At 41.2% G+C, this 13,229-nt stretch carries 14 protein-coding genes; 4 read left to right on the plus strand and 10 right to left on the minus strand.

The genetic code is table 11. From position 1 onward, the window contains the following. Positions 1–16: 16 nt before the first annotated feature. The 3 genes from essB to C6Y02_RS00685 all read right to left on the minus strand — a co-directional run bounded on the left by essB (position 17) and on the right by C6Y02_RS00685 (position 1,973). A complete protein-coding gene (gene essB, locus C6Y02_RS00675; RefSeq protein ID WP_106030444.1) occupies positions 17–1,330 on the minus strand; it encodes a type VII secretion protein EssB in 1,314 nt (437 codons plus the stop codon). A 14-nt stretch (positions 1,331–1,344) separates the two neighbouring features. Next, entirely contained in the window at positions 1,345–1,584 is a 240-nt protein-coding gene (gene yukD, locus C6Y02_RS00680; protein ID WP_003213579.1) for an ESX secretion system protein YukD, read from the minus strand. A gap of 95 nt (positions 1,585–1,679) precedes the next feature. Beyond that, the gene (locus C6Y02_RS00685) at positions 1,680–1,973 is read right to left on the minus strand and encodes a WXG100 family type VII secretion target (RefSeq protein WP_003213769.1); all 294 of its coding nucleotides are present in this window, start codon (positions 1,971–1,973) and stop codon (positions 1,680–1,682) included. 405 nt (positions 1,974–2,378) lie between these two features. Between C6Y02_RS00685 and adeR the strand changes: the two genes are divergently transcribed. The 3 genes from adeR to C6Y02_RS00700 all read left to right on the plus strand — a co-directional run bounded on the left by adeR (position 2,379) and on the right by C6Y02_RS00700 (position 5,566). Further along, positions 2,379–3,608 (plus strand): sporulation transcriptional activator AdeR, encoded by a 1,230-nt coding sequence (adeR, locus tag C6Y02_RS00690; protein WP_034659848.1) that lies wholly within the window; start codon positions 2,379–2,381, stop codon positions 3,606–3,608. A gap of 110 nt (positions 3,609–3,718) precedes the next feature. Then, positions 3,719–4,855, plus strand: coding sequence for an alanine dehydrogenase (ald, locus tag C6Y02_RS00695; RefSeq protein WP_060597226.1), 1,137 nt, complete (start codon positions 3,719–3,721; stop codon positions 4,853–4,855). Between the two features lie 114 nt (positions 4,856–4,969). Next, entirely contained in the window at positions 4,970–5,566 is a 597-nt protein-coding gene (locus C6Y02_RS00700; RefSeq protein WP_003212636.1) for a biotin transporter BioY, read from the plus strand. Between the two features lie 66 nt (positions 5,567–5,632). Here the strand turns inward: C6Y02_RS00700 and C6Y02_RS00705 are convergent, their stop codons facing one another. From C6Y02_RS00705 to C6Y02_RS00715, 3 genes are all read right to left on the minus strand, one after another. Beyond that, positions 5,633–6,409 (minus strand): sporulation protein, encoded by a 777-nt coding sequence (locus tag C6Y02_RS00705; RefSeq protein WP_066030458.1) that lies wholly within the window; start codon positions 6,407–6,409, stop codon positions 5,633–5,635. Between the two features lie 177 nt (positions 6,410–6,586). Beyond that, positions 6,587–7,915 carry a Na+/H+ antiporter family protein gene (locus C6Y02_RS00710; protein ID WP_060597228.1) on the minus strand — a complete coding sequence of 443 codons (1,329 nt, stop codon included), beginning with the start codon at positions 7,913–7,915 and terminating at the stop codon, positions 6,587–6,589. A gap of 141 nt (positions 7,916–8,056) precedes the next feature. Then, a complete protein-coding gene (locus tag C6Y02_RS00715) occupies positions 8,057–9,547 on the minus strand; it encodes a leucyl aminopeptidase (RefSeq protein ID WP_106030445.1) in 1,491 nt (496 codons plus the stop codon). A 324-nt stretch (positions 9,548–9,871) separates the two neighbouring features. On the opposite strand from C6Y02_RS00715, the gene C6Y02_RS00720 reads away from it, so the two are divergent. Next, positions 9,872–10,348: a divergent PAP2 family protein gene (locus C6Y02_RS00720; protein WP_003212726.1), complete on the plus strand. Its 477-nt coding sequence runs from the start codon at positions 9,872–9,874 to the stop codon at positions 10,346–10,348. Positions 10,349–10,391: 43 nt separating this feature from the next. Here C6Y02_RS00720 and C6Y02_RS00725 read toward each other — a convergent pair whose 3' ends face one another. The 4 genes from C6Y02_RS00725 to C6Y02_RS00735 form a co-directional block, all read right to left on the minus strand. Beyond that, entirely contained in the window at positions 10,392–11,036 is a 645-nt protein-coding gene (locus C6Y02_RS00725; protein WP_106030446.1) for a 3D domain-containing protein, read from the minus strand. Between the two features lie 99 nt (positions 11,037–11,135). Further along, positions 11,136–11,456, minus strand: coding sequence for a YuiB family protein (locus tag C6Y02_RS00730; RefSeq protein WP_034659859.1), 321 nt, complete (start codon positions 11,454–11,456; stop codon positions 11,136–11,138). Positions 11,457–11,537: 81 nt separating this feature from the next. Continuing rightward, positions 11,538–11,663, minus strand: coding sequence for a YuiA family protein (locus C6Y02_RS19225; RefSeq protein WP_159049984.1), 126 nt, complete (start codon positions 11,661–11,663; stop codon positions 11,538–11,540). A gap of 136 nt (positions 11,664–11,799) precedes the next feature. Beyond that, the gene (locus C6Y02_RS00735; RefSeq protein WP_161937191.1) at positions 11,800–13,017 is read right to left on the minus strand and encodes an NAD(P)/FAD-dependent oxidoreductase; all 1,218 of its coding nucleotides are present in this window, start codon (positions 13,015–13,017) and stop codon (positions 11,800–11,802) included. Positions 13,018–13,229 lie beyond the last annotated feature (212 nt).

Genomic DNA, 13,229 nt, shown 5'->3' on the forward strand with positions numbered 1-13,229 from the left:
AGTTGTATCGAAAGAATTATTTTTTCTCATCTTTTTTCGTCTGAGAGGTTTTCTTTTTCGCTTCAGATTCTTTCTCTTTTTTCTCTTGATCGGCTTTTGACTGCTCTTTTTGTTCAGCTGTTTCATCTGTTTGGCTTGCGCCCGAGGAGTCGTTGGTGCTTGTCTCCGTTGTTTCTTTTTCTTCATATTTCGCCATTTCCTTAATAATCGGGTCTAGCTGTTTTTGTTTTTCTTCTGCAGTAAGACTGTCATCGTTTTGAATGTCATTGCGGTAGGCGACGAGTGCCGTGAATATGTACCGGTCGTCTCCAAGTACACGTGCAATATCAAGTGCTTCCTTGCTATTGCCTTGTCCAATATGAATCCAGAAAAGGAAATATTGCGGATCAGTCTGTAATGTGTATGTATCTGTGATTTCTTTTTTATGCTGATCGAGTAACAGGTTGCCTTGATTCGTTTGTACATACGAAATGGCCAGTTCATATTGAAGAGAGACCGGCATTTGATTGGCTGAATATTTTTCTAACGTATCCACCACTTGGCTGTACTGTTTGTTGAGATAATATTTGTTTGCCTCGACATACGCTTCTTGTTTCGGCATCGCAAAAAAGAAGGTGTAAATGGTGTACACCAATGCCGGGATTAATAGGACAAGCAGACCTAGTCCGATATATCGTTCGATCTTCCATTTCTTTTTCGGAATGGTTAATAGCGTTTTCTCTTTCGTTTCAATCGCTTCGATTTTTTGCTGAGTGAGGGCAGACAATTCTTCCAAAGACTGCGTTTCGCTGATCTCTTTTGCCAGTTCAGATAGTTTCAGCGTTTCGCTGTAAGCCACATATTCTTGAAACTGATATTCATGGTCCACCACTCGAAGAATGACGGCTTTGACTTCTTTTAATAAACGATGTTCATCCGTTTCATATGGCGGGATGCTTTCTTTGACCCCGTAATGCAAAAATGCAGGAGCTAAGCCTTGATGAAAAACAATGTTTTCAGGAGAAACAATAGGATGCAGCCGCTTCACGTCGTGTTTGCAAACTGCATCGACAAGCTGGTATGAAAAAATCCATTTGCTTTTTTCATCCTTTGCATGGATGAAACGAAATTCCTGATAGGCAGGAGGCGGTTGAATAGAAATGATGACCTCATCTTCAGTTAATTGAATCTCTTTTTTGAATGAAGGATTGATGTCTTTGATCGGTGCCGCTTCTAAACCGTCTAAGAGTTTAATTGTCTCTCTTTGAAAAATGAAGCTGTAGGTGCCACCCTCTTTTTTCATCACTGCTTCTAATTGTTCTTCTAAATAGGAACTCTTTTTATCTGCCATTTACAAAAGTCCTTTCATAGTATTTCCAGCCTGTCTCCTGTGGTGATTCCACAGTCTGACAGCTTATATTCGCCTGAAAACACAGCTTTCTTATTGACTACTCGCACCCAGCCGCCTTCTCGCTTAGGAAGTGAGATTTGTTTTGCCTGCCAGGCGATATGGATGACTTGTTTAATATGTAAATAATTTGATAGTCTCAAATCAAACACACTGCCATCATAATTTTTTAAGTCGATGGTAATATCGATATACACAAATTTCCACCTCACAAAATAGAAAGAGCGCCGGCATCCATTGACACACTCGGCGCTTTTTCTGCTTTTCACACTTAGAAAGGAAATCCCTTTGATTAGCCGCGGATTTGGCTTGCGATGTCTTGGTCAGTGCTTTCAAGTGTATTTGCCGTTTGATCAAGCTGATTGCTGACATCTGTTAATAGATCAGACATTTTGATGAATGAAGGCTTTAACTGCTCGTATTGATCAGCAAATGCTTCACTAGAAGCACCTTCCCACATTCCTTTTAAATCAGAGATCATTCTATTTAGACGATCAACTTGGTTTAACACTTCTTGACTTTCAACACCATATTGCTTAGCGGTCGCTCTTAGTTCTTCTGGGGTTACGCGAATAATTCCTGACATATTCCTCATTACCTCCCGTGCATAGCCGCCATATAATGGGCTAATCCACTTATTTTTTGACGTTATTATTATAAAAACAGAAATGATACACAGTCAAACAAATCTGTTTTTATTTTACAAAATGAGTCTATGGAATTACTGTTTTTTCGCTTTTTATCTAGTATTTAACATTTTTTTGGTCATATATTCTTAATAAGTGTAGACACACTTCACTGAATCTTTCCGCCTATTGATTTATTACTACGTTATTATTGTACTATTTCTTTTTCGCCTACTTTTAGCATCGATGCGCTCGCTTCTCAGAGCGATCTCTTTTTTAAATTTATGGCATTTTGTTATTGATTTACGTACCTCTTTCTCTTCATAATGTAAGTACGTGAAATATTCGAAAAAGCAGGGGTTTTTATGACAAAAAAGACAGATCCATTTAAGTACAGCCTTGATCGTTTAGAGGATGTGGCAGACCAAATTAGTGATGTGCTCAATTGCCCTATTACTATAGAAGATACGCATCATCGATTGTTGGCTTATAGCACACATAATGATTTTACTGATCCCGCCAGAACTTCAACCATTATCTCCCGCCGGGTACCGGAAAAAGTCATTAATCGGCTTTGGAAGGACGGCATCATTCCTACACTCCTTAAAACAGACGAACCGCTTCGTGTCCCTCAAATTGCAGAGGTGGGTTTATCTAGCAGGGTTGCCATTTCAATCTGGAAGGACAAAGAAGTACTCGGTTTTATCTGGGCGATTGAGTCCACACAGCCTTTTTCAGAAGAAGAAATGGACCTTCTGAAGATGGCAGCACATGCTGTTAAAAACAAATTACTTAACTTACAAATTCGCAAAACGAAAACAGAAGAACGCAATCAGGAGCTTTTCTGGAAGATGCTCACAGGTCATATTCATGAAAAGGATGAGATGCTAGACCTATTTTTAAGACTTGGCATCAGATGTCCAGACACGTATGCCATCATCATCTTCCGCCTTCGTGACGAACTCACAGAAGACACAGAAAAAAAGCTATCTTACCTGCTTGAAACAACGCAGCAAGTCCAAGTGCTGTTAACAACTGTTGATTTTCACGAATTCATTATTCTTGTCTCACCCAAAACGGAACACCCGCTGCACGATATTAAACAATTCACAAGCGGCATGCTGCAGCAGCTGTCTGACCGTTATCATATCCATCACGTTCAAGCAGCGATTGGTGGAATTTACGATAACATCTCTTATATTCAGCCTTCCTATAAAGAAGCACTGGCTGTATTAAAAACAAAAGAGCGCTTTCCTGTTGAAACCGAACGTTTACACAGTTTTTCTGAACTTGGTATTTATCAATATTTAGATGTCCTCGCTGAAAAACGAAGGGGCTCATCTTACTCCAGTTACTCTTTATCAAAGCTGGAAGATTACGACCTGAGGCATCATTCCAACCTAGTCGAAACCCTTGAACGATTTATTGACTGTGACAGCAATGCCAATATTGCCGCAAAGCAATTAAACATCCACATCAATACCTTGAATTACAGATTAAAACGTATTACAGACATTGCAGAAATAGATTTAAAAAACATGAATGAGAAAATGACCATATACCTTGATATGAAGCTTAAAAACGTCCATTTGTGAAATTTCACAAAGAGGCGTTTTTTTATTTTTTATTTCAACCGAAGCATTTTTTAAACATTCAGGATACACTAGACATACAATATGAATAGATAAGCATGGGAGGAATAAACATGATCATCGGCATTCCGAAAGAGATTAAGAACAATGAAAACCGAGTGGCATTAACACCAGGAGCAGCTTCTCAATTACTTTCAGCTGGACATCAGATTTTAATTGAAACAAACGCTGGTTTTGGAAGCGGATTCACTGATGACGATTATGTATCTGTTGGTGCAGAAATTCTTGATCAAGCGAAAGATGTGTGGGCATCTTCTGATATGATCATGAAGGTAAAAGAACCATTACCTGAGGAATATTCATATTTCAGAGAAGGACTCATCTTATTTACGTACCTGCATCTTGCCGCAGAGCCCTCCTTGGCTGAAGCTTTAAAACAAAAAGGCGTCACAGCTATTGCTTATGAAACAGTAACGGACGGAACATCACTCCCTCTCTTAACACCAATGTCTGAAGTGGCAGGCAGAATGGCCGCTCAAATCGGTGCACAATTTTTAGAAAAGCCAAAAGGCGGTAAAGGCATCTTGCTCGCAGGCGTACCAGGGGTATCAAGAGGGAAAGTCACAATTATAGGCGGCGGTGTTGTTGGAACAAACGCAGCGAAAATGGCGATTGGGCTTGGCGCAGATGTCACTCTTATTGACGTAAACGCAGAACGCTTACGTCAGCTGGACGATCAATTTGGTCATCAAATGAAAACGTTAATGTCTAACCCTGTCAACATCGCCGATTCAGTCAGTGAGGCAGACCTTCTCATTTGTGCGGTACTGATCCCAGGTGCCAAAGCACCAACGCTTGTGACGGAAGAAATGGTGAAGCAAATGAAGCCCGGTTCCGTCATCGTAGACGTAGCCATTGACCAAGGCGGAATTGTTGAAACAATCGATCATATCACAACACATGATCAGCCTACTTATGAAAAACACGGTATTTTACATTATGCTGTCGCCAATATGCCTGGAGCCGTTCCACGGACATCGACTGTTGCTTTAACGAATGTCACCGTTCCATATGCGCTGCAAATTGCTAATAAAGGCGCTGCAAAAGCCATTCAAGAAAACAAAGCCATCGCAGAAGGTGTCAATGTCATGAACGGACATATCACATATGAAGCCGTCGCTCGTGATCTCGGCTATGATTATGTGCCTGTTCATCAAGCGATCGATGCGTCTTCTATGACAGAAGCTTAATACAGACCCGCCCTTTTCATGGGTGGTTTTTTTGTTAACCAATAATAAAAACAGGTTGACAAACACTTCTCATCCCCTTAATCTATTTGTACAGATAAGACAGGGGGAAACATCATGCAACAGAAAACAAGAACCGCTGATTTTGTGCTAGTCGGAATGTTTGCTGCACTCATGGCTATTGGAGCCAATATCACATCCATTGTGCCGTTTTTGCAGGTCGGCGGAATTCCACTTACGATGCAGCCGTTTTTTTGTGTACTTGCTGGTCTCTTGCTCGGCAGACGGCTTGGCGCATTGGCTATGATTGTATATGCCTTAGTTGGAATTGCTGGTGCACCTGTATTCGCACAGTTCTCAGCGGGCTTTGGGGTTATTTTAGGCAAAAGCGGTGGTTTTGTATTATCGTATATTCCTGCTGCCTGGCTAGCTGGATTTATTTTAGAAAAAAGAAAAAATCCTGGCTTTGGCCGCTTTTTGCTTGCAGCTATTGCAGGTACGACCGTCATGTATGTGATCGGAACGACTTATACGTACCTCGCATTAAATGTGTGGCTGAATGCCCCAATTTCTTATCAAACCACGTGGTTTTTTATGATCTGGTTTATGGTGAAAGATTACGCATTGACGATATTACTTGCGATGCTCGCACCTAAAATTTATCGCTCTGTTTCAAAAGCCACGTCCTTTCGAAAACAACAAGCCGCATCATAAGGGCAGACATCATCTACAAGTCGCATAGAAAAGAGCCTGTCTCCATTCAGGCTCTTTTTCCATCATTTATTCAGCGTATTGATCGATGATTCCTTCTAGCATTCCCTCAAGCACTTCTACATCTTCAAGATCTGCTGGACTGAAGCGGTAGCGTACCAGCTGTTCTCCATCGTTATACATCTCCTCAAGCCACCCTCTGAGGCCTCTTGCTCTGCGGTCGACTTCAAACACAATGTCTAAGCCGCCTTCATCTATCAGAAAAATCAGCTCTAGCTCATCAAGCATATAGCGATAGTCGTCTGATGTCGGAATAAACTCAAATTCTTGAACAAATGGCAGACGGCGCTGGAAGTAAGGCGCTTGTTCACAGTCTGCTTCGTTCAGGTGGAAGCCAAGATTTCTAGTGGCCTCCAGTACATTTCTCACCCAAGGATGTGCTTCAACGAAAATGCGGTCATAGTCAGATTTATCGATTCCTCCTTGGATATCAAGGTCTGTCATTACTGCAATTTCTACTTTTCCGATCGTCATCGGGGTATCGATAGGAAGAATAAATGAAAACGGAAATTCATGCTTTTCTCCAGGCTGGATGGTAAAAGAATCCGTCACCCGTAAAGTAAAGATATTCACATATTTTCTATGCTCTTCATCATCTTTCACAATCACATACTGTGTTTGAATCTTGACATTGATATAGCGGATGTCCTGAGAGATTTTCCCGCCCTTTACATGGACGGTTCCCCTTACCTCTTGTCCTGGATAATAGGCGTTTTTCTCCAAAATAGTATCTACTTTCGCTGCACCAATCCCAGCACTTGCCGCTAGCTTTTTAAAAAATGACATCTCTCATCTTCCCCTTTTCATTTTTATCAGCATATATACGTAAGAAAGAGAAAGAAAGATTCATTTAATTCATACTTTAGACCTAATTATTTTTCACCTTCAGAAAGTGAACAAATGGATAAAACATCACAAAAAAAGCTTATAGAAAAAACAACGTTTTCTCTACAAGCTTTCATGTTAAAGAATAATTGCCGCAAGCCAGCCGAACAGGACAAGCGGAACATTATAAAATACGAAGGTTGGAACACAAGTACCCCAAATGTGGTGATGCTGTCCATCCATATTCAACCCAGATGTCGGTCCAAGCGTACTGTCACTTGCAGGTGAACCTGCATCCCCAACAGCCGCAGCTGAACCAATAATGGCAATGGTGGCTAGTGGGCTAAATCCTAAGTGCATACATAACGGAACAAAAATGGTTGTAATGATTGGAATCGTCGCAAAGGATGAACCGATCCCCATTGTCACAAGTAAACCAACTAATAGCATTAAAATGGCCGCTACGCTTTGATTGTTTCCAATGAACTGAGAAGATGCTTTCACTAGTTGTTCAATATCTCCTGTTTTCGTTAATACGTTGGCAAATCCAGCCGCTACAAGCATGACAAAGCCGATAAATGCCATCATATTCATACCGGAAGTAATCAGCGCATCCGCTTCATCTCGTTTCATCATGCCTGTGGCAAACAGAACAAGAAGGCCTGCCAGTGCACCGAAGATCATTCCTTCCACGCCAAGGCTTTGAGATAAATAAAGCTGGACAATGAGTGATACTAAGATAGCCAGCACTGCGAACAATAAGCTCTTTTTTGTATAAGCTGATTTTTCTACGTCCGTGATATCTCGATCCTCATATACTCTTGGCTTCCGATACACAAAAAGGGAAACAAGCAACCCGAGCATCATGCCCCCTACAGGGATAAGCATGGCCAATGGAACATCTGTTAATTGAACAGTCAATCCTGCTTCTTTCATGTTATCACGGAGCATTCCGTGGAAAATCTGTCCAAAACCGACTGGAAGTAAAATATATGGTGCAGTGAGTCCGAAGGTCATGACACACGCTAGCAGTCTGCGGTCAATTTGAAGCTCGTTAAACACTTTTAATAATGGCGGAATTAAGACCGGAATAAAGGCAATGTGAACAGGAACGACGTTTTGTGAAAAACAAGATACGATCAAAATCACAAGAATGATCAGTACTTTTGATAATGTTTTTCTTCTTGAGTCGCCTTCTTTTCCTAGAAGCTTCACTGCTCCTTCAACCATGGCATCTGGAAGACCCGTTTTTGTCAGCGCCGCAGCAAATGCCCCTAAAAGTGCATAGCTAATGGCAACTGTCGCATTTCCTCCGAGCCCGTCAGTAAAGGCTTCCACTGTTCCTCCCAGGCCTAATCCACCTACAAGTCCGCCAGCTAAAGCACCGAGTGCCAGCGCAATCACGACATTGACCCGCAGCAAGCTTAATATCAACATTAAAACAACCGCTAAAACAACTGCATTCATGGTGAAACCCCCGAAATCCTTTAGTTTACTAATGTAGTAGATAATTAAAGTACCAACGTATGTTACCATAGAAAATTTTCTTCGTCAAATGGCGTATGTCCTACATAAAAAAAGCTCCGCCATTTGGCAGAGCCTGATCCTTTATTTCTTTCCTTCAAATCGTTCCACAAATGTGGCCAATGACCGTACCATCACACCTGTCGCCCCTGTTGGCCCAAAGCATGAAGGCTTTTCTGTTGTTGCTGTTCCTGCAATATCTAAGTGAACCCAAGGCGTATCCTCAGCGAATTCACCAATGAATGCTCCTGCCATGATCGCATGACCATCGCGGCCTGGTGAGTTATTGAGATCCGCCATTTTGCTGTTTCGTACGCGCTTTTTATCTTTTTCAGTGATTGGCAGCTGCCAAATCATTTCACCGCATTCTTCTGATGCCTCTTTAAACTGAGCATATAGTTCATCGTTATTCGTCATGACACCTGTTGTCTCATTTCCAAGTGCCACAATGACCCCGCCTGTTAATGTGGCCACGTCTACAAGGACAGAGGCACCGTGCTGCTTCGCATATGTCACACCATCTGCTAAAACAAGACGTCCTTCTGCATCCGTATTCAGCACTTCGATTGTTTTACCGCTAAGTGACACAATGACGTCATCCGGTTTCATGGCGTCAGCTGAGATCATATTGTCTGTCGAGGCAATGACAGCAATGACATTTTGCTCTGGGCGCAGTTCACCAATGATTTCCATGGCGCCTAAAACAGAGGCAGAGCCGCCCATATCTGTTTTCATCCCAACCATACTGGCTCTTGGCTTTAAAGAATAGCCACCAGTATCATACGTGATGCCTTTACCAACAAGCCCGATAACGTCTGTCCATTCTTCCTTGCCTTGATATTTCAGAACGATCAGCTTTGGTGGTTCTGTTGAGCCTCTATTGACAGCTAGAATCCCGCCCATGCCGAGCTCTTCCATCTGTTCTTTATCTAAAATTTCAATCTCAAATTCGTATTTATACGCAAGCTCTGCCGCGTACGAAGCCAGATCAGAGGATGTGAGCATGTTCGGCGGCATATTCACAAGGGTACGGGCCGAATTGACGGACTGTCCGTAGACCTCGCCCACTTTCAGACTTGCCTGAATTTCAGCTGTATCATGATCCGTCGTTGCATAAACAAACTCGATGAAGCGATCCGGTTCATTTGTTTTATGTTTAAAATCTTGTAATTCATATGTAGCTAAAAGGCAGCTTTCAGAAAGGGCATGGGCTGCATCTTGGGCAGGCAGATTCTTTCCAATAAACGTATCCAGCAAGACCGAAACCGCTTGCTTTTTATCTTGATGGAGCTTTTTAAATAAATGGGCAAACCCTTCTTTTGCCTCTTCAAACGTGTAATCTGATTCCTTCCCAAGTCCGACAAAATAAATGCGTTTGATGCCTGTCTCAGGGGATGGGAAAAACTTCGAAAGCTGATTTCGTTTAGAAGAGATATCGCCTTCTTTTAATAATTCAGTGATTCGTCCTTCAAGTAATTCATCCATTTCTTTTGCTTTTCCTGATAATTGGCTCTTTTGAAAAAGTCCAATCGCCAGTGTATCTTTATGTTGCAATTCATTTGTCGAGAAAAACATATTTATCACACGCTCCTTCAATGAACTCCATTTTTCACATTGGAACTTCTATTATATCAAAATTTGCGGGTCTATACGATCATTGCCAATCTGTCTTTTCTTGATGAACATTTATATTTTCACACGCGGAAGGGCATCATGAAAAAGCGATGAAAACTTGTACAGCCCGCCTGCACTCTCCTCGTTCCACATCTACTTTCTTTAATGTTATAATTGAACATGGACTTGGCAGCTTTTGAATCTGCTATCATTTTTTCATCATACTAGGGTACACAGTCCATCATTTTGCACGATATTTTTTCTTAGAGAGGATGTTTCTTGTTCATGAGCGTACTGACGAATTTTCCGCTGCTTGCCAGCCTTGCAGCCATCTTTTTTGCTCAATTTGTAAAAGTACCGATTCAATTTATCATTTCTAGACGACTAGATTGGTCGCTCATTACAAGCACAGGCGGAATGCCAAGTTCACACTCCGCAGCCGTAACAGCACTCTCAACAGCAGTGGCTTTAGAGCACGGGCTAAATACATCGATCTTTGCGATTTCCGCCATCTTTGCGATTATTACCATGTTCGATGCGACAGGTGTACGCAGACAGGCAGGAGAACAGGCGACTGTACTGAACAAGCTCGTAACAGATTTTAACCGATTTGTTTCTGAAGCAAAGAATTTCCCGAGTGCGGAAGAAAAAGAAAAGCAAAAGAAATTGAAAGAGCTTCTTGGTCATAAGCCGATTGAAGTCTTCTTTGGAGGCTTAACAGGGATCTTACTGACACTCATCTTAGACTATTACTTCATGTAGAAGCGAAAAAAGCTTTGGACATAAAACTTGTCCAAAGCTTTTTTTATTCTTTATTGGCTTGAAACTGCTGACGGAATACTTGCATTGATTTTGCTTCATTCAGCTGGTTAAGGTCTTTTTCCGTTAACGTTCCTTCGCCCTTTTTGATGATATACACATCGAGCACTTTTTTACCCCATTCTCTATACACATCATCTACGGTTTCATAGTATAAATCAAGCTTATGACCTTTAATGGCTTTTCCCGTATCTGCGACCACTCCGTAGCCATAGTTTGGGATAAAGAGAACAGTTCCAATTGGAAAGACTGATGGATCTGCAGCCACAGTTGAATATAAATCACGTTTCACTTTGACCCCTGAATATGTAATGCCATATGCATGGTGTTCCTTCGTTTTACCTGTTGATTCCACACCTGCTGTATAACCTGTGGCAACAACCTTTTGCTTCGGGTAATCATTCCAATTAAACGCTTCTTCGAGAGAATTAGCCCGCAAATCATCACTTTTGAGTGCCATCGTTTCCCTTTTTTGCTGTTGGAAAAAAGAAGATACTTGCTTGCCAGGGTCAGTCTCTTTCACCCAGACAGCTACATCACTTGGTTCAACTCCAGATATGCCCGTAAAGCTTGTCAAGAGAGCAAGCATGAAAAGGGCTGTCATGAACAATCGTTTCATCCATGTTTTCATCTTTATTTGTCACTCCTCTACCCATCTATTTGTTTCCAAACAAAATGGAAACTATGCAAAGGAGAAACAAAAAAACCCACTTGCATGTCTACAAGTGAGTTAAAACATTTGATACCCTCTTTTTCGAAGTGCATTGATGACAAAACCTGATGCAATTGCACCAATCAGACCGCTTAACAAGATAATGATATCTGCCGCAGCGAGAGAGACAATGCGTTCTCCTATCCCTGAAAAAGCAATGCCCGGTTCTCTGACATAAGCGATCATCTTTTGATTATTGATAATGAAAAGGCATACAATTGGATATAAAATAGCCATAATCCATGACATTCTGAGCAGCATATTGAGCAAAAAGCCAATGCCGAAGAATAACACGAAAAATAAAATAACAGAAATGATAACGACTGGTAAACTGATCACTTCATCTCCACCCCCAAATATCCCATCATTAGTTTAACTTGGAAATAGAGATGAAGTCAATCAATGGAAAAAGCAGATGGATTAAAGCTTCTTTCCTGTCCCTTTACATTCCTCACATGTTTCAGATCCGCCGAGCAATAGCTGAAAATATCCTTTCCCCGAACAATATTGACAGGTAGACTTCTTTTCTTTTGTCTGTGCATTCATATTGCTCACTCCCTTAATCTAAATTTTCTGATAATTTATCATACCATACTTTACTGCCGATGACCAAGTAAGAAAATATGCCATATATCATAAAAAAACGTGTATCACGAGGATACACGTTTTTGTCTATTAAAGTTTAGAAGAACTTGAATTTTCCTTTTTTCAGAACAAGTCCTGGGCCGCCAACCATGAATAAAGAACGGTTGTCGATGATTTTCTTCATTGCAGAAGCTTTTGTTCCTTGAAGTTTTTTACCAAACGCAACACCTACAGCGTCGTGTTCACCAAGAGAAGCAACTGTTCCTTTGATGTCTGGCTTAAAGCTTTCAAGAGAACCACCTTTAACTAGTGCTGCAAGGTTTTTCGCTACTGTTTCACCTTGCTGCATCGCGATTTGTGCAGTTGGTGGGTATGGACGGTTGATTTCTTCATTGATGATCAATGAACAGTCACCGATGATGAATACATCATCATTTTCTGGTACACGAAGATCTGGAGACACTTTTACGCGGCCGCGCATGTTTTCAAATCCAGCTTCTTCAACGATTGGGTTACCGCGTACACCAGCAGCCCAAACAACAGTTTCAGCTTTGATTTCTTCTGTATCATCGTCTTTTCCAACAATGATGCCTTCAGGCGTACATTCTTTGATCGCTGTACCAATTTTGAACTCAACACCTTTACCTTGAAGGTAGTTCATTGCATAGTCGATCAATTCAGGATCGAATCCTGGAAGAGCTGTTGGTGCAGCTTCTACACAGATGATACGTACGTCTTTTTGATCAATATCATACTCTTTGCAAAGCTCAGGCACACGGTTTCCAAGCTCACCAAGGAACTCAATACCTGTGAAGCCTGCACCGCCGACAACGATTGTCAAGCGCTCTGGACGTTTTTCAGCTTCCGTATTATACGTCGCAAATTGAAGCTCAATGTGCTCACGAAGCTGACGAGCAGAGTTGATATTAGAGATTGAGAATGCATATTCTTTCAGTCCTGCAATACCAAATGTTTCAGGAACAGCACCAAGTGCAACAACAAGGTAGTCGTAAGAAAGTTCGCCATCTGATGTCACAACTTTCTTTGCTTCCTTATTAATGCTTTCAACTGTTGCTTGTACAAAGTTGACACGGGAACTGTTAATCACATCTTTGATTTGATAACGACAGCGGTCATGATGAAGTGTACCTGCACTTGCTTCATGTAACCATGTTGTTTCGTAATGATAATTATGCTTGTTCACAAGAGTAATGTCCGCATCATTTGTGCCAAGCTGTTTTGTTAATCTTGTTACAGTCATTAATCCGCCATAACCTGCACCTAATACAACGATTTTCGGTTTATTCACTGGAATCACATCCACCTTTTTTAAATTTGCTGTAAAACGGATAAAGAATTACATATTGCTATTCTCAACCGCTTTCCGGCATTTTATGAAATTTAAACAAAAAAATAAGTATGTGAAAATCTGAACTTTCACCTACATAAAACGAAAGCATTTGACCGTATCCGACAAAAATTCATAAAAAATTAATATTTAGTTCCCTTAACAATAATAGCGAGTTC

Source organism: Bacillus sp. NMCC4, assembly GCF_002998555.1.
Taxonomy (GTDB): Bacteria; Bacillota; Bacilli; order Bacillales; family Bacillaceae; genus Bacillus.